This window comes from Pseudomonas sp. GW821-FHT02H09, assembly GCF_059421425.1.
In genome coordinates this window covers 59,894-81,554 of sequence record NZ_JBWKVA010000002.1, presented here as the reverse complement: position 1 = coordinate 81,554, position 21,661 = coordinate 59,894, and the positions used below count along the sequence as shown (strand labels likewise).

The 21,661-nt window shown below is 59.2% G+C and carries 20 protein-coding genes and 1 pseudogene; 11 read left to right on the top strand and 10 right to left on the bottom strand.

The window, feature by feature from the left end; genetic code table 11:
- The first annotated feature begins 70 nt into the window (after positions 1–70).
- Together AC07VR_RS02790 and AC07VR_RS02785 are read left to right on the top strand one after the other, a co-directional pair.
- The gene (locus AC07VR_RS02790) at positions 71–1,969 is read left to right on the top strand and encodes an FTR1 family protein (RefSeq protein WP_495010411.1); all 1,899 of its coding nucleotides are present in this window, start codon (positions 71–73) and stop codon (positions 1,967–1,969) included.
- A gap of 99 nt (positions 1,970–2,068) precedes the next feature.
- Positions 2,069–2,518 carry a YaiI/YqxD family protein gene (locus AC07VR_RS02785; protein WP_494990836.1) on the top strand — a complete coding sequence of 150 codons (450 nt, stop codon included), beginning with the start codon at positions 2,069–2,071 and terminating at the stop codon, positions 2,516–2,518.
- Positions 2,519–2,642: 124 nt separating this feature from the next.
- Here AC07VR_RS02785 and elbB read toward each other — a convergent pair whose 3' ends face one another.
- Complete coding sequence (elbB, locus tag AC07VR_RS02780; protein ID WP_495010410.1) at positions 2,643–3,311, bottom strand: isoprenoid biosynthesis glyoxalase ElbB; 669 nt, start codon at positions 3,309–3,311, stop codon at positions 2,643–2,645.
- 114 nt (positions 3,312–3,425) lie between these two features.
- Between elbB and AC07VR_RS02775 the strand changes: the two genes are divergently transcribed.
- Positions 3,426–4,661, top strand: a complete 1,236-nt coding sequence (locus AC07VR_RS02775) for a sterol desaturase family protein (RefSeq protein ID WP_495010409.1) — start codon at positions 3,426–3,428, stop codon at positions 4,659–4,661.
- Here the strand turns inward: AC07VR_RS02775 and AC07VR_RS02770 are convergent.
- Entirely contained in the window at positions 4,642–5,283 is a 642-nt protein-coding gene (locus tag AC07VR_RS02770) for a DedA family protein (RefSeq protein WP_494990833.1), read from the bottom strand. The genes AC07VR_RS02775 and AC07VR_RS02770 overlap by 20 nt on opposite strands.
- A 207-nt stretch (positions 5,284–5,490) precedes the next feature.
- Here AC07VR_RS02770 and hemB point away from each other — a divergent pair, with 207 nt between their 5' ends.
- On the top strand, positions 5,491–6,504 hold the full coding sequence (gene hemB / locus AC07VR_RS02765; RefSeq protein WP_494990832.1) for a porphobilinogen synthase: 1,014 nt from the start codon (positions 5,491–5,493) through the stop codon (positions 6,502–6,504).
- Positions 6,505–6,522: 18 nt separating this feature from the next.
- Complete coding sequence (gene ppk1, locus AC07VR_RS02760) at positions 6,523–8,742, top strand: polyphosphate kinase 1 (RefSeq protein WP_494990831.1); 2,220 nt, start codon at positions 6,523–6,525, stop codon at positions 8,740–8,742.
- Positions 8,743–8,802: 60 nt separating this feature from the next.
- On the opposite strand, the gene ppx is transcribed toward ppk1, so the two are convergent.
- From ppx to AC07VR_RS02735, 5 genes are all read right to left on the bottom strand, one after another.
- On the bottom strand, positions 8,803–10,305 hold the full coding sequence (ppx, locus tag AC07VR_RS02755; RefSeq protein WP_494990830.1) for an exopolyphosphatase: 1,503 nt from the start codon (positions 10,303–10,305) through the stop codon (positions 8,803–8,805).
- 239 nt (positions 10,306–10,544) lie between these two features.
- Entirely contained in the window at positions 10,545–11,282 is a 738-nt protein-coding gene (locus tag AC07VR_RS02750; protein WP_494990829.1) for an amino acid ABC transporter ATP-binding protein, read from the bottom strand.
- Positions 11,269–11,919 (bottom strand): amino acid ABC transporter permease, encoded by a 651-nt coding sequence (locus AC07VR_RS02745; protein ID WP_495010408.1) that lies wholly within the window; start codon positions 11,917–11,919, stop codon positions 11,269–11,271. The genes AC07VR_RS02750 and AC07VR_RS02745 overlap by 14 nt, the downstream gene beginning before the upstream one ends.
- Positions 11,916–12,596 (bottom strand): amino acid ABC transporter permease, encoded by a 681-nt coding sequence (locus AC07VR_RS02740; RefSeq protein WP_495010407.1) that lies wholly within the window; start codon positions 12,594–12,596, stop codon positions 11,916–11,918. The genes AC07VR_RS02745 and AC07VR_RS02740 overlap by 4 nt, the downstream gene beginning before the upstream one ends.
- 21 nt (positions 12,597–12,617) lie before the next feature.
- Positions 12,618–13,403 (bottom strand): transporter substrate-binding domain-containing protein, encoded by a 786-nt coding sequence (locus AC07VR_RS02735; protein ID WP_495010406.1) that lies wholly within the window; start codon positions 13,401–13,403, stop codon positions 12,618–12,620.
- A gap of 255 nt (positions 13,404–13,658) precedes the next feature.
- On the opposite strand from AC07VR_RS02735, the gene AC07VR_RS02730 reads away from it, so the two are divergent.
- From AC07VR_RS02730 to AC07VR_RS02710, 5 genes are all read left to right on the top strand, one after another.
- Positions 13,659–14,366, top strand: a complete 708-nt coding sequence (locus AC07VR_RS02730; RefSeq protein WP_494990825.1) for a FadR/GntR family transcriptional regulator — start codon at positions 13,659–13,661, stop codon at positions 14,364–14,366.
- 124 nt (positions 14,367–14,490) lie between these two features.
- Positions 14,491–14,820: a thioredoxin TrxA gene (gene trxA, locus AC07VR_RS02725; RefSeq protein WP_064680366.1), complete on the top strand. Its 330-nt coding sequence runs from the start codon at positions 14,491–14,493 to the stop codon at positions 14,818–14,820.
- Positions 14,821–15,067: 247 nt separating this feature from the next.
- Complete coding sequence (rho, locus tag AC07VR_RS02720) at positions 15,068–16,327, top strand: transcription termination factor Rho (protein WP_025216061.1); 1,260 nt, start codon at positions 15,068–15,070, stop codon at positions 16,325–16,327.
- A gap of 141 nt (positions 16,328–16,468) precedes the next feature.
- Complete coding sequence (gene ubiD, locus AC07VR_RS02715; RefSeq protein ID WP_495010405.1) at positions 16,469–17,935, top strand: 4-hydroxy-3-polyprenylbenzoate decarboxylase; 1,467 nt, start codon at positions 16,469–16,471, stop codon at positions 17,933–17,935.
- Positions 17,935–18,903: a CDP-6-deoxy-delta-3,4-glucoseen reductase gene (locus AC07VR_RS02710; RefSeq protein WP_494990823.1), complete on the top strand. Its 969-nt coding sequence runs from the start codon at positions 17,935–17,937 to the stop codon at positions 18,901–18,903. The genes ubiD and AC07VR_RS02710 overlap by 1 nt, the downstream gene beginning before the upstream one ends.
- Positions 18,904–18,917: 14 nt before the next feature.
- Here the strand turns inward: AC07VR_RS02710 and AC07VR_RS02705 are convergent, their stop codons facing one another.
- Positions 18,918–19,397 (bottom strand): sn-glycerol-3-phosphate transporter, encoded by a 480-nt coding sequence (locus AC07VR_RS02705; protein ID WP_495010566.1) that lies wholly within the window; start codon positions 19,395–19,397, stop codon positions 18,918–18,920.
- A gap of 355 nt (positions 19,398–19,752) precedes the next feature.
- Between AC07VR_RS02705 and AC07VR_RS02700 the strand changes: the two genes are divergently transcribed.
- The gene (locus AC07VR_RS02700; RefSeq protein ID WP_495010404.1) at positions 19,753–20,400 is read left to right on the top strand and encodes a gamma-glutamylcyclotransferase; all 648 of its coding nucleotides are present in this window, start codon (positions 19,753–19,755) and stop codon (positions 20,398–20,400) included.
- A gap of 42 nt (positions 20,401–20,442) precedes the next feature.
- Here AC07VR_RS02700 and glpT read toward each other — a convergent pair.
- Positions 20,443–20,613, bottom strand: a pseudogene (glpT, locus tag AC07VR_RS02695) (glycerol-3-phosphate transporter); the annotation flags it as partial.
- On the bottom strand, positions 20,612–21,589 hold the full coding sequence (locus tag AC07VR_RS02690; RefSeq protein WP_495010403.1) for an NADPH:quinone oxidoreductase family protein: 978 nt from the start codon (positions 21,587–21,589) through the stop codon (positions 20,612–20,614). The pseudogene glpT and the gene AC07VR_RS02690, both read right to left, overlap by 2 nt.
- Between the last annotated feature and the right edge of the window lie 72 nt (positions 21,590–21,661).

The window sequence follows — 21,661 nt, the reverse complement described above, 5'->3', positions numbered from 1 at the left end:
GACAGCGCTTGAGTGAAACTCATTCGAAGTGAACAATATGTTACTTCGTATTTTCAATTGAGATTCATTAATGACTGCCCCGTCCCGTTTCCTGGCCTGGCTGGTGCTGCCGGTGTTTGCGTTATGCAGCTTCAATCTACTGGCCGATACCGTGGAAGGCGCTCCAAAGGCGCTGCATTTGCTCGACTACATTGGAGCGGATTACCCGTCCACGGTTGAGGCGGGAAAGGTCATTGATGAGCCCGAGTATCGCGAACAACTTGAGTTTCTGAGTGTTCTGCAAGGGCTGATCGTTGCCTTGCCGGGCAAACCGGAACAGGCCGAGTTGGAGCAGGGGGTCGGTAGCCTGCGCGCCGCCGTCACGGCTCGCCAGGACGGTGCCGCTGTCAGCCGTCAAGCACGGCAGTTGGGGGCCAGACTGGCAGTGGCCTACGAGGTCAGCCAGGCACCGATCATCACACCGGACCCGACTCGTGGTGCACCGCTGTATGCCCAGCATTGCTCGGTGTGCCACGGCGACACAGGCGTTGGCGACGGTCCGGCAGGCGTCGGTCTGACGCCACCGCCGGCTAACCTGCGCGATGCTGCGTGGATGGATCGCTTGAGCCTTTACGCGATCTACAACACCCTCGGATTGGGTATCGAGGGTACGGACATGCCGTCTTTCGCCGATCAACTGGATGATCGCCAGCGTTGGGATCTGGCGACATACATCGCCAGCTTCAGCGCCGCCCCGGCTGCGGCGAAAAGCCAGAAGAACTTCAACCTCGCCGATCTGGCCCGCCAGACTCCGGGTGAAGTGCTGGCCGCCGAAGGCCCTGAGGCCGCGGTGACTTTCCGTGCCCAGCGCGCTCAGCCGCCGCAGGTCAAGCGCGGCCCGGCGCAGTTGCTAGGCTACACCGCGGCGACGCTGGACAAGAGCCTCGCGGCCTACCGTGCTGGCGATCGTGAACAGGCTTACGATCTCTCGGTTGCGGCGTATCTGGAAGGCTTCGAGCTGGTCGAGAGCTCCCTGGACAACGTCGACGCCAAGGTGCGCAAAGACACTGAAAAATCCCTGATGACCTACCGTCAGTCGTTGCAGGACGGTTTGCCAATGGCTCAGGTCGAGCAGCGTCTGGACATCGCAAAAGCCAGGTTGAAGGAGTCGGCCAGTCTGTTGGGCAGCGATGGTCTGAGCTGGTCCCTGAGCTATATCTCCGGCTTGCTGATCCTGCTGCGTGAAGGTCTGGAAGCGATTCTGGTGTTGGCTGCGGTCCTGGCGTTCCTGCGTAATACCGGCCAGCAGTCGGCGGTGCGCAGCGTTAACATCGGTTGGGGTTTGGCGCTGGTGGCCGGTCTGGCGACCTGGGCGGTGGCGGCTTACCTGATCGATGTCAGCGGTGCCCAGCGTGAATTGCTCGAAGGTGCGACGGCGTTATTCGCCAGCGTCATGGTGCTTTGGCTGGGTGTATGGATGCACGATCGTCGTCACGCAGCTGCCTGGCAGGATTACATCAAGAGCAGCCTGGTCGGCGGCGGTGGACGTTTCGGCTTTGCGATCCTGGCGTTCTTCTCGGTGTACCGCGAGCTTTTCGAAGTGATCCTGTTCTATGAAACCCTCTGGCTGCAAGCCGGCGCGGCCGGTCACAATGCGGTGCTGGCGGGCGGTGCGACGGCGCTGGTGCTGTTGGTCGGTCTGGCCTGGGTGATTCTGCGTGGCTCGGCGAAACTGCCGCTGGCGCTGTTCTTCGGGATCAACGCCGGTCTGCTGTGCGCGCTGTCGGTGGTGTTTGCCGGACATGGCGTCAAAGCCTTGCAGGAAGCCGGAGTCTTCGGCACCCGGCCGGTACCGTTCTTTGACTTCGACTGGCTGGGGATCCACGCTGATGCCTATTCACTGAGTGCCCAGGCAGTGGCGATACTGGCGATCATCGTGCTTTACAGCCGTAGTCGCATGGCAGAGACGCGGCGGTTGCAGGCTTCTTGACGCATTCGCTTCGCTCATTTCGCGGGCAAGCCTCGCTCCCACCGTCTAGCGTAGGGGCGCCCAGTCGTTGCCCGCGATGCTTTTAGAGGGACATACAAAATGCGTGTCTGGATCGATGCCGACGCCTGCCCCAAGGCGGCGAAGGATCAGGTGATCAAGTTTGCCTTGAAGCGCCAGTTCGAAGTGCTGCTGGTGGCGGGGCAGAGCCAGATCAAGCCGGGCTATGCCTGCGTGAAGCTGATTGTGGTGCCCAGCGGCCCGGATGCGGCCGATGATTATCTGGTCGAACACGCAGTGCCCGGCGAGCTGGTAATTTGCAGCGATGTACCGCTGGCTGATCGTTTGATCAAAAAGGGCGTGGCTGCCCTTGATCCGCGTGGCAAGGAGTTCGACCCGCAGAACATGGGCGAGCGGCTGGCAGTGCGTAACTTGTTCACTGACCTGCGCGATCAGGGCCAGATGGGCGGCGGTCCATCGCCCCACGGTGATCGCGAGAAGCAGGCGTTCGCCAATGCGCTGGACCGGATCCTCACGCGGCTGATGCGCTGAACTTGATCGTTCCCACGCTCGCGCGTGGGAATGCCTCACTGGATGCTCTGGATGTGACGCGCAGCGTCACGGGCTGCATTCCCACGCAGAGCGTGGGAACGATCAAGCGATCATGCAGCCGGCTTTACGCCTCGTTTTCGTCAGTCAGCTCCAGTACCCGATCAACCAGTTTGTTAATGCCCAAAGCCGCTTCGCTGATGGATTGCGCGAGCATATAGGCCGGGGTACTGACCAGTTTGCGTGCTTTGTCTTCGATGATATCGCTCACGGCACACTCTTCATGGGTGGCGCCCATCTTGTTCATTGCTGCCGCCGTATCGGCGTCGTTGCCGATGGTGCAGATCACGCCTGGACCGTAGATCTTTGCCGCCAATGCAGGCGAGATGCAGATCAGCCCGACCGGTTTGCCGGCCTCGGCAAAGGCTTCTGCCAGGGCCAGGACTTCAGTCTGGACGCAGCAGCTGGCACCTTCGATGGCGAAGTTGGAGAGGTTTTTCGCCGCACCGAAACCGCCGGGCACGATCAGTGCGTCGAAGTCTTCTGCGCTGGCTTCGCGAATATCCTTTACCTGGCCACGGGCAATGCGCGCCGATTCAATCAGCACGTTGCGCGACTCCGGCATTTCGTCGCCGGTCAGGTGGTTGATCACGTGTAATTGGGCAATATCAGGGGCGAAGCACTGCACCTGCGCACCGCGCTGATCCAGGCGCAGCAGGGTGATCACGCTTTCGTGGATCTCGGCGCCGTCATACACGCCACAGCCGGAAAGAATCACTGCAACTTTTTTGCTCATGGGTTTTTCTCCAGATTCATGGCGTTAAATGTCCACTAATTTGTCACTCGTTGCCATAGGGTTATTGCGCGACTCCACCTAATCTTTGGATAACGATTCTGATCAGGTCGCGTCATGAACTTCATCCTTTATGCAGTGCCGTTTTTCTTTGTGTTGATCGTTGTCGAGTTACTGGCTGACCGCTGGCGTGGCGTGAGTAATTATCGCGTGGCAGACGCGATCAACAGCCTCAGTACCGGCGTGTTGTCGACCACTACGGGCCTGTTGACCAAAGGTGTAGGGCTGATCACCTATGCTTTTGCCTTGAAGCATCTGGCGGTGATCGAGCTGTCGGCCGAGAGCGTCCAGGTTTGGGTGTTTGCCTTCGTCTTCTATGACTTTTGCTACTACTGGCTGCATCGCTTGGGCCATGAGCGCAACATCCTCTGGGCGGCGCATTCGGTGCATCACCAAAGCGAGGACTACAACCTGTCCACGGCGCTGCGCCAGACCAGCACGGGATTTCTGCTGAGCTGGATTTTCTACCTGCCACTGGCTGTGCTCGGCGTGCCGCTGCTGGTGTTCGTCAGTGTCGCGGCGTTGAATTTGCTCTATCAATTCTGGGTACATACCAGGCACATACCCAAGCTTGGCTGGTTCGAGTGGTTTTTCGTCACGCCTTCCAATCATCGGGCCCACCATGCGCAGAACGCTCTCTATATGGATCGCAACTATGGTGGGGTGTTTATTATTTGGGACCGCTTGTTCGGCTCATTCCAGGAAGAGGACGACAACGAGCCAGTGATTTTCGGCGTGACCACGCCGCTGGCGAGCTGGAACCCGTTGTGGGCCAATCTGCAGTTTTATGCGCAGCTGCTCAGTGACGCACGGCGTACCGAAAGCGGGTGGGACAAACTGCGGATCTGGTTCATGCCTACCGGCTGGCGGCCGGCGGATGTGGCAGCGAAGCACCCGATGACCAAGCCGGACTTGAACCAGTTCCGCAAGTTCGAGGTGCCGCTGGACGGGCGACAGCAGCTGTATGTCGCGATGCAGTTCGCTGTGTACACGGCGCTCGGTAGCTATCTGCTGAACCTGGGCGAAAGTTTGCCGACGGCCGCGCTGGTGCTGGGCTGGAGTTACATGGCGTTTGGTTTGTTTGTGCTGGGTGTGGCCCTGGAGAATCGCCCGTGGGCGTTCAAGCTGGAACTGCTGCGCCTTGCGCTGAACGTGCCACTGGTGTGGCTGGCGCCGATCCTGGGGCTTTGGCCGGCCAACGCGGTGGGCTGGGTCGGCCTGCTGAGTTACAGCTTGCTCAGTGGCATCGGTCTCTACTGCTGTAGAAACCGACTCACTCGACTGGCGTCGTAGGTTTGTTGGTTTTGGCGTGTTCGGCGTGTTCGGCCTTTTGGACCTGTTCATCTTCGTAGATTTTTTTTGCGAGGCGGGCGTTCTTGAAGCGCCGACGCAGCCATAGGGCGAAGCCGAGCAGCAATAGCGCGCCCAGTACCCACAGCTCGTACTTCTTGACGCTGCCCAGCATCCCTTCCAGTACCGCGCCGAAATGGTAAGCCGCCGCAGCCAGGGCCGCGGCCCAGATGGCGGCACCAATCCCGTTGAGCAGCAGATAGCGCCCCGGTGGATAGCCGGACAGGCCTATCGCTACTGGCATGACGGTGCGCAAGCCATAGACGAAGCGAAAGCTTAGTACCCAGATGTCCGGATGCTTGCGGATATGCTCCAGCGCCCGATCACCCATCAATTGCCAGCGCGGTTTGCGCGCCAGCAATTTGCGGCCGTGTTTGCGCCCCAGGAAGTACCACAGCTGATCGCCGGCATAGCTGCCGAAGAAAGCCACGACCACGACCAGGTTGATATCCATGTATCCGCGGAACGCGAGGAAGCCTGCGAGAACCAGAATGGTTTCGCCTTCGAAGAACGTGCCGAGAAATAGGGCGAAGTAGCCGAAATCCTGAAGAAATTGTTGGAGCATTGTCTGGATGCTGGCGAAATGAACGCGCAGCCTAACCCTTCAGGCACATTCAGGAAAGTATCGAAATGTGTCTCGACGTGAACATTTCCTACAAGGACAATGCCAGCGACTACCGGTCACAGGGGTGAGCACGACTGTAATCTGTTCGTCATAATGGCCGCTTATAACTGTCACACTCGCCCGCCAGCGCGGGCTCAGGAGTTTGCCGTGAGCTTCACGCCCGCCAACCGTTTGTTTCCAGCTACCCGCCTGCGTCGCAATCGTCGTGATGATTTTTCCCGCCGTCTGGTTCGTGAAAACGTTCTGACTGTCGACGATCTGATCCTCCCGGTTTTTGTGCTGGACGGTGAAAACCGTCGCGAGTCAGTCGCTTCGATGCCGGGGGTCGAACGCCTGACCATCGACTTGCTGCTCGAAGAAGCTGCCAAGTGGGTCGAGCTGGGGATTCCTGCGTTGGCACTGTTCCCGGTAACGCCACCGGAGCTCAAATCCCTCGACGCCGCCGAAGCCTGGAACCCGGATGGCATCGCTCAGCGTGCGACCCGTGCGCTGCGTGAGCACTTCCCGCAGTTGGGTGTAATCACCGACGTGGCGCTGGACCCGTTCACCACCCACGGACAGGACGGTATCCTCGACGAAGAAGGCTACGTGCAGAACGACATCACCGTCGATGCGCTGGTCAAACAAGCGCTATCCCACGCCGCAGCCGGTGCTCAGGTGGTCGCGCCATCGGACATGATGGACGGTCGGATCCAGGCGATCCGCGAAGCCCTTGAGCTGGCCGATCACGTCAATGTGCGGATCATGGCCTATTCCGCTAAGTACGCCAGTGCTTATTACGGCCCGTTCCGCGATGCTGTCGGCTCTGCGCTGAACCTGGGCAAGGCCAACAAGGCCTCCTATCAAATGGACCCGGCCAACAGCAACGAAGCCCTGCATGAAGTGGCGGCTGACTTGTCGGAAGGCGCAGATATGGTCATGGTCAAGCCAGGCATGCCGTACCTGGACATCCTTTTTCGGGTCAAAGAAGAATTTAAAGTGCCGACCTTTGTCTATCAGGTCAGTGGTGAATACGCCATGCACATGGCGGCGATCCAGAATGGCTGGTTGAGTGAAGGGGTTATTCTTGAATCCCTTACCGCCTTTAAACGTGCAGGCGCTGATGGCATCCTGACGTACTTTGCCGTTCGTGCTGCTCAATTGCTACGAGAGCAAAAATAGCCCTCCCAGGAACACTCGATGAATACCGAAGGACTCACCGAAGTTGCAGTAAATGAGGCTCAACCTGTGGTCGAGCCAATCGTCGAAACCCCGCCGGAGCAGGAAGCCCCGCCGTCGGTAGTGTTCGAGCCGCATCAACCGGTGCCGGCGATTGTGCTTCCCAGCCTGGATGACAGCAGCCTGTACATCCATCGCGAGCTGTCGCAGCTGCAATTCAACATCCGCGTTCTGGAACAGGCGCTGGATGAGTCCTACCCGTTGCTGGAGCGGCTGAAATTTCTGCTGATCTTCTCCAGTAACCTGGACGAGTTCTTCGAGATTCGCGTCGCCGGTCTGAAGAAACAGATCACCTTCGCCCGGGAACAGGCCGGGGCCGATGGTCTGCAACCGCATCAGGCGCTGGCGCGCATCAGCGAACTGGTACACGGTCAGGTCGACCGCCAGTACGCAATCCTCAACGACATACTGTTGCCGGAGCTGGAGAAACATCAGGTCCGCTTCATTCGTCGCCGCTACTGGACGACCAAACTCAAGACGTGGGTGCGCCGCTATTTCCGCGACGAGATCGCGCCGATCATCACCCCGATCGGCCTCGACCCGACGCATCCGTTCCCGCTGCTGGTAAACAAGAGCCTGAATTTCATCGTCGAGCTCGAAGGCATCGACGCCTTCGGTCGCGATTCCGGTCTGGCGATCATCCCGGCGCCACGTCTGCTGCCTCGGATTATCAAGGTTCCGGAAGAAGTCGGCGGTGCGGGCGACAACTATGTATTCCTGTCGTCGATGATCCACGCGCATGCCGATGACCTGTTTCAGGGCATGAAGGTCAAGGGCTGCTACCAGTTCCGCCTGACCCGAAACGCTGACCTGGCGGTCGATACCGAAGATGTGGAAGACCTGGCCCGCGCTCTGCGTGGCGAGCTGTTCTCCCGTCGCTACGGTGATGCAGTGCGTCTGGAAGTGGCTGACACTTGCCCGAAACACCTGTCCGACTACCTGCTCAAGCAGTTCAACCTGAATGAGACCGAGTTGTATCAGGTCAACGGTCCGGTCAACCTGACGCGTCTGTTCAGCATTACTGGCCTGGACAGCCATCCAGAGCTGCAATACACGCCGTTCACGCCGCAGATTCCGAAACTGCTGCAAAACAGCGAGAACATTTTCAGCGTGATCAGCAAGCAGGACATCCTGCTGCTGCACCCGTTCGAATCCTTTACACCGGTGGTCGACCTGCTGCGTCAGGCCGCCAAGGATCCGCATGTACTGGCGGTCCGTCAGACGCTGTACCGCAGCGGCGCCAACTCGGAAATCGTTGATGCATTGGTCGACGCGGCGCGTAACGGCAAAGAGGTCACTGCGGTGATCGAGTTGCGTGCGCGTTTCGATGAGGAATCCAACCTGCAACTGGCCAGCCGTCTGCAAGCGGCCGGTGCGGTGGTGATCTATGGCGTGGTCGGCTTCAAGACCCACGCCAAGATGATGCTGATCCTGCGTCGTGAAGCCGGGGAAATCGTCCGCTACGCCCACCTGGGTACCGGCAACTATCACGCCGCCAACGCCCGTCTTTACACCGACTACAGTCTGCTGACTTCAGACGATGCCTTGTGCGAAGACGTCGGCAAGCTGTTCAGTCAGTTGATCGGCATGGGCAAGACCCTGCGTATGAAAAAGCTGCTGCATGCGCCGTTCACCCTAAAGAAGGGCATGCTCGACATGATTGCCCGGGAAACCCAGTTCGCCCTCGACGGCAAACCGGCGCACATCATTGCCAAGTTCAACTCGCTGACCGATCCGAAGATCATCCGCGCGCTGTACAAGGCCAGTCAGTCCGGGGTGCGCATTGATCTGGTGATACGTGGCATGTGCTGCCTGCGGCCGGGTATCGCCGGGGTTTCGCACAATATCCATGTGCGCTCGATCATCGGTCGCTTCCTGGAGCACACGCGGGTGTTCTACTTCCTCAACGGTGGCGAAGAGCAGATGTTCCTGTCCAGCGCCGACTGGATGGAGCGCAACCTCGACAAGCGCGTCGAGACTTGCTTCCCGGTCGAGGGCAAGAAATTGATTCTGCGGGTCAAGAAAGAGCTGGAAAGTTATCTCACCGATAACACCCATAGCTGGAGCCTGCAGTCGGACGGTCGATACATTCGCAACACACCGACCGGTAACCAGAACCCGCGCAGCGCCCAGGCAACATTGCTGGAGCGCTTGAGCAATCCAGTGCTGAGCGTTCGATAACGCCGGCGAGGGTTGAGAGACGTAAAAAAATGGCGATCCTTGCGGATCGCCATTTTGTTTTCAGCGAACGTTAAGCACGATGCCTACGCGGGTCAGCCACTCGGCTTCCAGGGCGAAGTCAGCCTGGGTCAGCTGGTTCTCGTCCAGCCAATCCTGTGGGAACAGCACATCCAGGCTGTCGCCGTTGGCGTGCAGCACCACCTGAGGCATTTCCTGGGTGCCGCGGATGTGGTGGAACAGAATCGCAAAGCGTAGCAACACGCACAGGCGAATCAGCTTCATGCCGTCATCGCCAAATTCGGCGAACTTGTCCTTGGGAATATTGCGCCGGTGGCCGCGCACCAGTAGCGCCAGCATTTGCTGGTCTTCGCGGGAGAAGCCGACCAGATCGGAGTGCTCGATCAGGTAGGCGCCGTGCTTGTGGTATTGGTAATGGGCGATGTCCAGCCCGACTTCGTGGACTTTGGCTGCCCAGCTCAGTAGTTCGCGCCAGACTCCGTCATCCAGATCCCAATCCATAGCGACCTGATCGAAGGCATGCAGCGCCTTGCGCTCAACCCGGGCCGCTTGTTCCAGATCGACGTGGTAACGCTCCATCAGCGAGCTGAGAGTGCGCTCACGGACGTCTTCGTGATGATGACGTCCCAGCAGGTCATAGAGCACGCCTTCGCGCAGGGCGCCTTCACAGTGGTCCATGCGTTGCAGTTCGAGGGCATCGAAAATTGCTTCAAGAATCGCCAGACCCGCCGGAAAGATCGCCCGGCGATCGGGTTTGATGCCTTCGAAGTCGATTTTCTCGATGTCGCCAAGCTTGAAAAGTCTGCGTTTGAGCCAGGCCAGGCCTTCGGCGTTGACCTCGCCAGTACCGTAACCGCCGGCCTTGAGCGCCAGGCCAATGGCGCGGATGGTGCCTGAGGAGCCGATAGCTTCATCCCAGGTCAGGCGATGCAGGGCATGTTCGATGCTCATGATCTCCAGTCGCGCCGCCGTGTAAGCCTGGGCGTAACGGGCCGGGGTGATCTTGCCGTCGCGGAAATAGCGCTGGGTATAACTGACGCAGCCCATTTGCAGGCTTTCACGCAGCAGCGGTTCGAAGCGCTGGCCGATGATGAATTCGGTACTGCCGCCGCCGATATCGGCCACCAGGCGCTTGCCCGGAGTGTCCGCAAGGGTGTGGGAGACGCCGAGGTAGATCAGGCGTGCTTCTTCACGACCGGAGATGACCTCTACCGGGTGGCCAAGAATTTCTTCGGCGCGGCGGATGAATTCGCCACGATTGCGCGCCTCGCGCAGGGCGTTGGTGCCCACGATACGCACCGCGCCCGGGGGCATGCCGTTGATCAGTTGAGCGAAACGTTTCAGGCAATCGAGCCCGCGCTGCATGGATTCTTCGGAGAGTTGACGCTCCTCGTCGATCCCGGCGGCCAGCTGAACCTTCTCGCCGAGCCGCTCCAGAAGGCGTACTTCGTCGTTCTGGGTCTTGGCCACGACCATGTGGAAGCTGTTGGAGCCCAGGTCGATAGCGGCGATCAGCGAAAGATTAATGGCTTGGGATTGCGGCATGGTCAAAGGGTCTCGGTCGATAACCTTGTCATCCTGCCACGATCAACCGCTGCCGCCAACGCGTAGGCGCTGTAGAAGACTGCGATCTTTTGATTGATCATTCCTACACAAGAGCCTGTTGATCGTTCCCACGTTCTGCGTGGGAATGCCTCACTGGACGCTCTGCGTCCCGCTTGGGCAGTGACGCGGAGTGTCACGGGCTGCATTCCCACGCGGGAGCGTGGGAACGATCGTCTGCTTCAGACCGTGTGTTCAGCCGTCCCGATAAAATTTGCCAGTTCCGCCGTCTGCGGATTGGCGAACAAAATCTTCGGATCCCCGACCTCATGCACCTTGCCCTGGTGCATGAACACCAGTTTGTCGCCAACCTCCCGGGCGAAGCGCATTTCGTGGGTGACCATGATCAGCGTCATGCCATCCCTGGCCAGTTGCCGGACCACGCTGAGCACCTCGTTGACCAGTTCCGGGTCCAGCGCCGAGGTGATCTCGTCGCAGAGCAACACTTTTGGCGACATGGCCAGCGCCCGGGCAATCGCCACACGCTGTTGCTGGCCGCCGGACAGGCGTTCCGGGAAGGCATCGAACTTTTCCCCGAGGCCGACCCGTTCAAGCATCTGCCGCGCCAGTTCGGCAGCCCTGGCTTTCGGCACTTTCTGCACCACCTGCGGCGCGAGCATCACGTTTTCGCCGACGGTCAGGTGAGGGAACAGGTTGAACTGCTGGAACACCATCCCGACCTTTTGCCGCAGGCTGCGCAAGTCGGCGCGAGTGGCGTCCAGGTATTCGCCGTCGACTTCGATCACCCCGTCGTTGATCGACTCCAGGCCGTTCAAGGTTCGCAGCAGGGTGCTTTTGCCCGAGCCACTACGACCAATGATCGCGACGACCTGGCCTTCGTCGATACTCAGATCGATGCCTTTGAGCACATGGTGGTCGCCGTAATATTTATGCAGGGCGGAAATTCTAAGCAGAGGCATGCAGTCTCCTTTCCAGGTAGCGCGCACTGAGGGACAAGGGGTAGCAGAGCAGGAAGTAACCGAGCGCCACCAGGCCATAGACCATGAAGGGCTCGAAGGTGGCGTTGGCGAGCATGCCGCCGGTCTTGGTCAGTTCGGTGAAGCCAATGATCGATGTCACGGCAGTGCCTTTGACCACTTGCACCGAGAAGCCCACGGTCGGCGCCACGGCAATACGCAAGGCTTGCGGCAGGATCACGTAGCGCAGTTGTTCAAGTGGAGTCAGTGCCAGGCTCGATGAGGCCTCCCACTGACCATGGGGAATCGATTCGACGCAGCCGCGCCAGATCTCCGCCAGGTAAGCACTGGTGAACAGCGTCAACGCGATCGCGGCCGCCAGCCATGGCGAAATGTCGATGCCGAGCAGCGCGATGCCGAAGAACACCAGAAACAGCTGCATCAACAACGGCGTGCCCTGGAACAGTTCGATGTAAGTGCGGGCGAATGCACTGGGGAACGCCTTGTCGGAAATTCGCAGAATCATGACCAGCAAGCCGATCAGTCCGCCGCCAATGAATGCCACCAGCGACAGCGCCAGCGTCCACTGCAGGCCGGTGAGCAGGTTGCGCACGATGTCCAGGAATGTGAAATCGCTCATCGGCTGTTCCTCGCGCTGCTTCTTGCTATATACCGGCGGCCGATCCAGTTCAGCAATTGGCGGATCATCAGCGCCATGCACAGGTAAACCATGGTGGTCAGGGCATAGGTTTCGAAGGCACGGAAGTTGCGCGATTGAATGAAGTTGGCGGCGAAGCTCAGCTCTTCGGTGGCAATTTGCGAACACACCGCCGAGCCGAGCATGACGATGATGATCTGGCTGCTCAGCGCCGGCCAGACTTTACCCAGCGCCGGCAGCAGCACCACATGACGCAAGGCTTCGAAGCGAGTCATCGCTAGAGCCGCCGACGCTTCCAGCTGGCCGCGCGGAATCGCTTGAATGCCCGCGCGAATGATTTCCGTGGAGTAGGCGCCGAGGTTGACCACCATCGCCAGCACGGCGGCCTGCCATTCGGAAATCTGTACGCCGAGTGACGGCAGGCCAAAGAAAATGAAAAACAGCTGCACCAGAAACGGCGTATTGCGGATCAACTCGACATATACCCCGAATATCGCTGCAAATGGCTTGATCTGCCAGGCCCGAACCACCGCGCCGACGGTCCCCAGGCTGACCCCGAGTACCGCGCCGATGGCTGTCAGCTCAAGGGTGAACAGCGCACCGCGAAGCAGCAGGCCGGTGTTGTCCAGCACCGGTAAAAAGTCGAACTGATAAGCCATGGCTAACCTCCGTGACAGCGATCAGAGATCAGCCGGCAGTGGCTGCTTGAGCCACAGCTGCGAATTTTTTTCCAGGCTGCCGTCGGTTTTAGCGCTGGCCAGGATCTGATTCACCTTCTCCAGCAGCGCCGGCTCGTTCTTGTTTACGCCGACGTAGACTGGCGAATCCTTGAGTTTCACTTTCAGGACAGGAGTGCGCTTGGGATTGCGTTCGCTGATGGTGACCATCACTACGTTGCCGCTGGCGATCAGATCCACCTGGCCGGCCAGGTAGGCGGCGATGGTCGAGTTGTTGTCTTCGAAGCGTTTGATGGTCGCGCCTTGCGGAGCCACGGCGGTCAGCTCGATGTCTTCGATGGCGCCACGGGTGACGCTGATGGTTTTGCCTTTGAGGTCATCCAGGGTGTTGATGGCCGCATCGGGCGGGCCGAACACCGCGAGATAGAAGGGCGCGTAGGCGCGGGAGAAGTCGATGACTTTTTCGCGCTCAGGGTTTTTGCCGAGGCTGGAAATCACCAGATCGACCTTGCCGGTGGTCAGAAATGGAATCCGGTTGGTGCTGTTGACCGGGGTCAGCTCGAGTTTGACCTTGAGTTGCTTGGCCAACAGCGCAGCGGTGTCGATGTCCAGGCCTCGGGGTTTCATGTCTGGCCCGATCGAACCGAAGGGGGGGAAGTCCTGCGGCACGGCGACTTTGAGGGTGCCGCGTTTGACGACATCGTCCAGGCCGTCGGCATGGGCGGGCGCCTGGCTCAGCATCAGGCTGGCAAACAGGGCGGTGAGCAGGGCGCTGTAACGCTTGGTCATGGCAACTCTCCGAATCCAGGGAAGTGATTTCTGCGTTCGGACAGTGCACAGCCCATGCCAGCAGCCTCTAAATGCTTTGGAAGGCAGGGTTTATCTGGGGTTTGTCGGTCTTACTGGTCTGAACAGTTGAAGTGCTTTTTGCCCCGTTATCGAGCGTCCATCGGCACGCCTGAACCCGCTTGGGGCGTGACTTGCCGTGCGTCGTCAATAGCTTTACAACTAGCCGGTCTCAGGCCTGATTCCTCAAAAAAAACCATGAATTCGATCTCCCGCGCCGTACCTGAAGTGGCCTTGCAAGCCATTCGAAAACTGATCGCCGAACAAGGCTTCGGGCCGGGGGATATGCTGCCCTCGCAACGGGATCTGGCGTTGCAACTGGGTGTCAGCCGGGCGTCGTTGCGTGAGGCGTTGTCGTCCTTGAGCGCGCTGGGGGTGATCAGTGTGCAGCCGGGAAAAGGGGTGTTCGTGCAGTCGCTCATCGACCTGCCCCGTAGCGAGTCGGGGATACTTTGGCCCTTCGCGGCCCAGGCGTCGCCTGTGGATATCTTCCAGTTGCGCTATGCCCTGGAAGGTTTTGCGGCGGGTCTGGCGGCGGTGACACTGACGGCGGATGAGCTGGATGCGTTGCAGGACAATGTCGAGGCGATGCGCAACCAATTGCGCGCCGAAGATTTCGACGCGGCGGCGCGGCTGGACTTCGAGTTTCACCGGCGCATCCTGCTGGCCTGTGGTAATCAGGCGATGCTGAGCATTCTCAGTACCAGTGCCGAGATGTTTCTGGAGAGTCAGAAGTTACCGTTCATCCGGCCCGAACGCGCTATGGAAACCTGGCAGGAGCACCGCAAGATCCTCCGTGCCTTGGCTCGTCGTGCGTCCGGTGCCGCGCAGAAGGCCATGCAGGAGCACGTGCGTAATGCAGCCCTGCGCACCGGGATTGCCATCGTGACCCCCACGACGTCCTGAGTTGAGCTATACCCAAACTCATGCGTCACCATAGTTAGAGTCAATCACCTGCGGCTTCCTGAACGGGGGAAGGGCGGCTATGATGGGCAACGTTTTTTTTTGCTTACAACCCCCGGAGACATCCATGAGCAGCGATCTTATCAAGCACGTCACCGACGCTACCTTCGAAGCAGAAGTACTTCAGGCTGCTGGCCCAGTGCTCGTTGACTACTGGGCTGAGTGGTGCGGCCCTTGCAAAATGATCGCCCCGGTTCTGGACGAAATCGCTGGCACCTACGCTGGCAAACTGACCGTCGCCAAGCTGAACATCGACGAAAACCAGGAAACTCCGGCCAAGCACGGCGTGCGCGGTATCCCGACGCTGATGCTGTTCAAGAACGGCAACGTCGAAGCCACCAAGGTCGGCGCACTGTCGAAGTCGCAACTGGCTGCATTCCTCGACGCCAACATCTGAGTGTCGTTGCAAGTTGCCTAATAAAAAGCCCCGCAAATCGCGGGGCTTTTTAATGAAAGAGGGCTAGACGCTCTGAAACTCAGGTGGTACATTCGGCCCCGCACTGGTTTCTCCATTGCCCCCTGCAAGCCGTCGCCGACGCTCTCCTTTTCGATTAGTACGCGATCCTGTCGCCTTCTCTGCGGCGCGGCCTCATTAAGCCAAAAGCTTAATTTCCCCCCTCCATAAATGATTACGTCATTCCTATATGAATCTGACTGAACTCAAGCAAAAGCCGATTACCGAACTGCTCGAATTGGCCGAACAGATGGGCATAGAAAATATGGCCCGTTCGCGCAAGCAGGACGTGATTTTCTCTCTGCTCAAAAAGCACGCTAAAAGCGGCGAGGAAATCTCCGGTGATGGCGTGCTGGAGATTCTCCAGGACGGCTTCGGCTTCCTCCGCTCTGCAGACGCGTCCTATCTCGCCGGCCCAGACGATATCTACGTCTCGCCGAGTCAGATCCGTCGCTTCAACTTGCGCACCGGTGACACCATCGTCGGCAAGATCCGCCCTCCGAAGGAAGGCGAGCGTTATTTCGCCCTGCTGAAGGTCGATACGATCAACTTCGATCGTCCAGAGAACGCGAAGAACAAGATTCTCTTCGAGAACCTGACCCCGCTGTTCCCGACCGTGCGGATGAAGATGGAAGCCGGCAACGGTTCCACTGAAGACCTCACCGGCCGTGTGATCGACCTGTGCGCGCCGATCGGTAAAGGCCAGCGCGGCCTGATCGTCGCGCCGCCGAAAGCCGGTAAAACGATCATGCTGCAAAACATCGCAGCGAACATTGCCCGTAACAACCCGGAAGTTCATCTGATCGTTCTGCTGATCGACGAGCGTCCGGAAGAAGTCACCGAAATGCAGCGCACCGTGCGCGGCGAAGTGGTTGCCTCGACGTTCGACGAACCACCAACCCGCCACGTGCAGGTTGCCGAAATGGTGATCGAGAAGGCCAAGCGCCTGGTCGAACACAAGAAAGACGTGGTGATCCTGCTCGACTCCATCACTCGTCTGGCTCGCGCCTACAACACCGTGATCCCGAGCTCCGGCAAGGTCCTGACCGGTGGTGTCGATGCTCACGCCCTGGAGAAACCGAAACGTTTCTTCGGTGCCGCGCGAAACATCGAAGAAGGCGGTTCGCTGACCATCATCGCCACCGCGCTGGTTGAAACCGGCTCGAAGATGGACGAAGTGATCTACGAAGAATTCAAAGGCACCGGCAACATGGAGCTGCCTCTGGATCGCAAGATCGCTGAAAAACGCGTCTTCCCGGCGATCAACATCAACCGTTCCGGCACCCGCCGTGAAGAGTTGTTGACCGCTGACGACGAGTTGCAGCGCATGTGGATCCTGCGCAAGCTGCTGCACCCGATGGACGAAGTCGCGGCCATCGAGTTCCTGGTCGACAAGCTCAAGCAGACCAAGACCAACGATGAGTTCTTCCTGTCGATGAAGCGCAAGTAAATCGCGGAAGTCAGCAAAAGCCGGGGAAACCCGGCTTTTTGCTATCTGACCATTGATGATCTGGCAGGTCACTATTCTGAACAGGTGGGTTCGGCGCTAAACTCAGGCCCCCGAACGCCACGGCCACAACGAGGCTCACGCATGCAGTATCGCGACTTGCGCGACTTTATCAGCGGCCTGGAAAAGCGCGGCGAACTCAAGCGCATCCAGGTTCCGGTGTCCCCAGTGCTGGAAATGACCGAGGTCTGCGACCGCACCTTGCGTGCCAAAGGCCCGGCCCTGCTCTTCGAAAACCCTACCGGTTATGACATTCCGGTGCTCGGCAACCTGTTCGGTACCCCTGAGCGCGTAGCGCTGGGCATGGGCGCCGAGGCAGTCAGCGAGTTGCGGGAGATCGGCAAACTGTTGGCGTTTCTGAAAGAGCCAGAGCCACCAAAAGGTTTGAAGGACGCCTGGTCGAAGCTGCCGATCTTTCGCAAGATCATTGCCATGGCGCCGAAAGTCGTCAAAGACGCGGTCTGCCAGGAAGTGGTCATCGAAGGTGATGACGTCGATCTGGCCATGTTGCCAGTGCAGACCTGCTGGCCTGGCGATGTCGGTCCGCTGATCACCTGGGGCCTGACGGTTACCAAAGGCCCGAACAAGGACCGGCAGAACCTCGGCATTTACCGCCAGCAGGTCATCGGCCGCAATAAAGTCATCATGCGCTGGTTGAGTCATCGAGGCGGCGCGCTGGACTACCGTGAGTGGTGCGAGAAGCATCCGGGACAGCCGTTCCCGGTGTCCGTGGCGCTGGGTGCGGATCCAGCGACCATTCTCGGTGCGGTCACGCCGGTGCCGGACAGCCTCTCCGAATATGCTTTCGCAGGCCTGCTGCGCGGCAACCGTACCGAGCTGGTGAAGTGCCGTGGCAATGACCTGCAAGTTCCGGCGACTGCCGAGATCATCCTTGAAGGCGTGATTCACCCAGGCGAGATGGCCGACGAAGGTCCTTACGGCGACCATACCGGCTACTACAACGAAGTCGACAGCTTCCCTGTGTTCACCGTCGAACGCATCACCCATCGCATCAAACCGATCTACCACAGCACCTACACCGGTCGTCCGCCCGATGAGCCGGCGATTCTCGGCGTGGCGCTGAACGAAGTCTTCGTGCCGATCCTGCAGAAGCAGTTTCCGGAGATCACCGACTTCTACCTTCCGCCCGAAGGTTGTTCGTACCGCATGGCGGTGGTGACCATGAAGAAGCAGTACCCCGGCCATGCCAAGCGGGTAATGCTGGGTGTCTGGTCGTTTTTGCGACAGTTCATGTACACCAAGTTCGTTATCGTCACTGACGACGATATCAACGCACGCGACTGGAACGACGTGATCTGGGCCATTACCACGCGCATGGATCCCAAGCGCGACACGGTGATGATCGACAACACGCCAATCGACTACCTCGACTTCGCCTCGCCGGTTTCCGGCCTGGGGTCGAAAATGGGACTCGATGCCACGCATAAATGGCCCGGTGAGACCACTCGTGAGTGGGGCCGGGTTATCGTCAAGGATGAGGCGGTCACCCGCCGGGTCGATGCCATCTGGAATCAGTTAGGAATAGATTGATGCGTGTAACCTTGCAGCCGTCCGGAGCAGTGCTTGAGATATTGCCCGGCGAGCGGATTCTCGATGGGGCGCGACGCCTGGGCTATGAATGCCCGCAGAGCTGTCGCAACGGCAATTGCCATGTGTGTGGTGCGCTGCTGGTCGAGGGCCGGGTCGAACAGGCGGGTGATGTTCGTGATCACGGTGAGTTCTACACTTGCATTGCAGAGCCGCTGGAAGACTGCATCGTGCTCTGGGATGGCGTCCTTGCGCTGGGAGAACTGCCGGTGCGCAGCCTGTCGTGTCAGGTGAGTGAATGTGTTGAAGTCGGCGGCGATGTCTGGCGGGTCCGGCTGCGGGCGCCGGCGGGTAAACCGCCGCGTTATCATGCGGGCCAATACTTGATGCTGGAGCGTGATAGCGGCGAAAAAGCCGCATTTTCGCTGGCCTCCGCACCGCATTCCGGGCGTGATCTGGAGCTGCACGTACTGGTTCGAGAAACCAGTGCTCAAGCCCTGCTCGAGCAACTGCAGCGCAGCCCGATGGTGCGGGTCGAGTTGCCCTTTGGCGACACTCATCTGTGTGAACTACCCGACGGGCCGCTGGTGCTGATCGCCGCCGGTACCGGCATGGCGCAAATGCACAGCTTGATCGAGCATTGCCGGGCCAGGGGCTTCAAGCATCCGGTGCATCTGTACTGGGGCGTGCGTCGGCCGGAAGATTTTTACCAGATCGAACATTGGGAGCAATGGCAGCAAACGCCCAACCTCTATCTGCACAAAGTGGTCAGCGATCTCTGCGGCTGGGAGGGGCGTTGCGGCATGCTGCATGAAGCCGTCTGTGAAGATATCAGCGACCTGTCCGCCGTGTACGTCTACGCCAGCGGTTCGCCGGCAATGATCTACGCCACGCTCGATGCGCTGGTGGAGGCCGGGATGGATGCACATCAGATGCGCGCCGACGTGTTTGCCTACGCGCCCCGGCCTTGACCGGTTGATCCAGCCTAGAAGCGTACGCCGGTGGTGATCATCGCGGCATTGGCGCCGAGCAACACCAGCTCGGTGGCCACCGGGCCGTAGTGGGCGCCCAGCGACGGGATGATCACTGGCGCCACGCCGAAGCGGTTGAGGGGAATCTTGTCCTGATGCTGGCCGCTGTAACCTTCGAGTAATCCACCGGTCAGTTTGATATACACCGGATAGTTAGCACTTTCGTAACGCTTGCCTGCATAGGCGTAGTACGAGCGCTGGCTGAACGAGTTACGGAAGGTCGCCGCGCCAAATACCCAGCCGCTAGCGTCATTGCGTTCAAGGCCGAGCAGGTCCTGGTTGTCATTGTGATCGGGGTCTGGCGAATAGTGTTTGGTGTAGATGCTGGTCTGCACGTACCAGAAGCCTTTGTCTTCTGGCGTTGAGTTATCCAGTGCAAGGGCGTGGGAGGCCTGGGTCATTGACAGCAGACCGTAAAACCATAGGTTTTTCATCATGTGGCCGCTATTAAACAGATAGGCTTGCGCCTGTGGGAGGCCGTCGTACGCGGGCGTCCGAAGAGCAGATAAGCAGGGTATCCCGGTAATAGGCGGGGAAAATGCTGCTCAATGGTCCTTTATCCTAAACGGGCGCAATGCTTATGCATATTTCATTCTGGTATTTAAGATAATTATCAAAGGGTATTAGGCTATATACGCAGGGCATTGATGTGCAGAGTTTAGCCTCTGCCGTGATGTATCGGGGTCATACGTCCTTTAGCACTTTCCGTTTTATGGTTACTGCTATATGTTCTATTAGGCTAAAGTTACTTACATCTTGTAATACTTGTGGGGCCGAACACCATTTGCCATGACAGCCATTGAATCTGCTTTTTTGAATCTGGCTTACCCTCCGCGGCTTGATCTGGGCGTGCAGCTGACTCACGAGCAATTGCTCAGCTCAATGCAGGCCACCATGGCCCGGCACAAGGGTGGGCCAGTCTGGCTGTTTGCATATGGCTCGTTGATCTGGCGCCCTGAGTGCACGGCGGTCGAGCGGATGCGCGGGCGAGTGCATGGTTACCATCGCGGCTTGTACCTGTGGTCCCACGAGCACCGTGGCACGCCGGAAATGCCGGGGCTGGTGTTCGGCCTGGATCGCGGCGGCTCTTGCAGCGGCTTTGCTTATCGGCTGCCGGACGAACAGTTGGAAGCCTCGCTGTATGCCTTGTGGCAACGCGAAATGCCCTATCCCTCCTATCGCCCACACTGGCTCAGCTGCCGTCTCGAAGACGGAAGCCAGGTACAGGCCCTGGGATTTGTGCTGGAGCGGCACCTGCCCAGCTATGCCGGCAACTTGCCGGACCATGTACTGAGCCAGGTGTTCGAGAGCGCTTGCGGGCGTTACGGCACCACTCGCGACTATGTCGAGCAGACCGTCAACGCCCTGCGTAGCCACGCCATGCCAGACCGGAATCTGGAGGCGCGGCTCAAGCGCTGTAGATCAGGCTCGCATTAAGCGAGCGCTTCGCGGCCCTGACTGGCGGCTTGTGTGCCACAAGGTCGGTGCCCAGTCCGGTACGCCATAACGCAGCAGATAGACGAAGACGTTGGCCATGGCCACGTACCAGAGCATTTTGTTGCGCAGCACGTATTTGACGAAAATTGCCTTGGCGCTGAATTCGTCTTCATGGCTGGCATCGTAGCCTTTCGGGTAATCATTCCTGTACTTACCGAATTTGAACAACAACCTTCCCAACTGCCTTGCGCTGGCCAAGATCATTAATGGCATTTGCCGCTTGCGCCAATGGATAAACCTGCGACACCAATGGCTTCAACTTGCTCTCTGCAAACCACCTGAACAACTGCTGGAAGTTCGCCGCGTTGTCCTGCGGTTGGCGCTGGGCGAACGAACCCCAGAACACGCCGACTACGGCGGCGCCTTTAAGTAGCGCAAGGTTGACCGGCAATTCGGGGATGCGTCCGCTGGCAAAGCCGACTACCAGCAGGCGGCCGTTCCAGGCGATGGCGCGAATGGCCTGGTCGAACAGGTCGCCGCCGACCGGGTCGTAGATGACGTCGGCGCCCTGACCGTCGGTCAGGCGTTTGATTTCGTCTTTCAGATTGGTTTCGGTGTAGTTGATCAGTTCATCGGCCCCGGCGGCCTTGGCGACGGCGAGTTTCTCGGCGCTGCTGGCGGCGGCGATGACGCGGGCGCCCATGGCTTTACCGATTTCCACGGCGGCGAGGCCGACGCCGCCGGATGCTCCGAGTACCAACAGGGTTTCGCCGGGTTGCAGATTGCCGCGTTGTTTGAGCGCGTGCATCGAGGTGCCATAGGTCATGCTGAACGCGGCGGCGGTGTTGAAGTCCATGGCCGCTGGAATCGGCAATACATTGTAGCCAGGCACCGCGACCTGCTCGGCGAAGCTGCCCCAGCCCGTCAGCGCCATTACCCGATCGCCGACCTTGAGGTGGCTGACCTTTTCGCCCACCGCGCTGACCACGCCGGCCGCTTCTCCACCGGGTGAAAACGGGAAGGGTGGCTTGAACTGGTACTTGCCCTCGATGATCAGCGTGTCCGGGAAATTCACTCCGGCCGCGTGCACGTCCAGCAGGATTTCGTTTTTCTTTGCTTGAGGACTGGCGACTTCTTCCAGCACCAGCGTTTCGGCGGGGCCGAAGGCTTTGCACAGCACGGCTTTCATCAGGGCTATTCCTTTGGGAGTGATGGCCGATAAGTGTAGGTGTGTGAATCAAGCGGTCAACGAGCATGCCCC

Bases quoted from the DNA above. Each gene is read 5' to 3' on its own strand.
- AC07VR_RS02790 (WP_495010411.1), top strand. From the start codon at position 71: ATGACTGCCCCGTCCCGTTTCCTGGCCTGGCTGGTGCTGCCGGTGTTT.
- AC07VR_RS02785 (WP_494990836.1), top strand. From the start codon at position 2,069: ATGCGTGTCTGGATCGATGCCGACGCCTGCCCCAAGGCGGCGAAGGAT.
- elbB (WP_495010410.1), bottom strand. From the start codon at position 3,311: ATGAGCAAAAAAGTTGCAGTGATTCTTTCCGGCTGTGGCGTGTATGAC.
- AC07VR_RS02775 (WP_495010409.1), top strand. From the start codon at position 3,426: ATGAACTTCATCCTTTATGCAGTGCCGTTTTTCTTTGTGTTGATCGTT.
- AC07VR_RS02770 (WP_494990833.1), bottom strand. From the start codon at position 5,283: ATGCTCCAACAATTTCTTCAGGATTTCGGCTACTTCGCCCTATTTCTC.
- ppk1 (WP_494990831.1), top strand. From the start codon at position 6,523: ATGAATACCGAAGGACTCACCGAAGTTGCAGTAAATGAGGCTCAACCT.
- ppx (WP_494990830.1), bottom strand. From the start codon at position 10,305: ATGCCGCAATCCCAAGCCATTAATCTTTCGCTGATCGCCGCTATCGAC.
- AC07VR_RS02750 (WP_494990829.1), bottom strand. From the start codon at position 11,282: ATGCCTCTGCTTAGAATTTCCGCCCTGCATAAATATTACGGCGACCAC.
- AC07VR_RS02745 (WP_495010408.1), bottom strand. From the start codon at position 11,919: ATGAGCGATTTCACATTCCTGGACATCGTGCGCAACCTGCTCACCGGC.
- AC07VR_RS02740 (WP_495010407.1), bottom strand. From the start codon at position 12,596: ATGGCTTATCAGTTCGACTTTTTACCGGTGCTGGACAACACCGGCCTG.
- AC07VR_RS02735 (WP_495010406.1), bottom strand. From the start codon at position 13,403: ATGACCAAGCGTTACAGCGCCCTGCTCACCGCCCTGTTTGCCAGCCTG.
- AC07VR_RS02730 (WP_494990825.1), top strand. From the start codon at position 13,659: ATGAATTCGATCTCCCGCGCCGTACCTGAAGTGGCCTTGCAAGCCATT.
- trxA (WP_064680366.1), top strand. From the start codon at position 14,491: ATGAGCAGCGATCTTATCAAGCACGTCACCGACGCTACCTTCGAAGCA.
- rho (WP_025216061.1), top strand. From the start codon at position 15,068: ATGAATCTGACTGAACTCAAGCAAAAGCCGATTACCGAACTGCTCGAA.
- ubiD (WP_495010405.1), top strand. From the start codon at position 16,469: ATGCAGTATCGCGACTTGCGCGACTTTATCAGCGGCCTGGAAAAGCGC.
- AC07VR_RS02710 (WP_494990823.1), top strand. From the start codon at position 17,935: ATGCGTGTAACCTTGCAGCCGTCCGGAGCAGTGCTTGAGATATTGCCC.
- AC07VR_RS02705 (WP_495010566.1), bottom strand. From the start codon at position 19,397: ATGAAAAACCTATGGTTTTACGGTCTGCTGTCAATGACCCAGGCCTCC.
- AC07VR_RS02700 (WP_495010404.1), top strand. From the start codon at position 19,753: ATGACAGCCATTGAATCTGCTTTTTTGAATCTGGCTTACCCTCCGCGG.
- AC07VR_RS02690 (WP_495010403.1), bottom strand. From the start codon at position 21,589: ATGAAAGCCGTGCTGTGCAAAGCCTTCGGCCCCGCCGAAACGCTGGTG.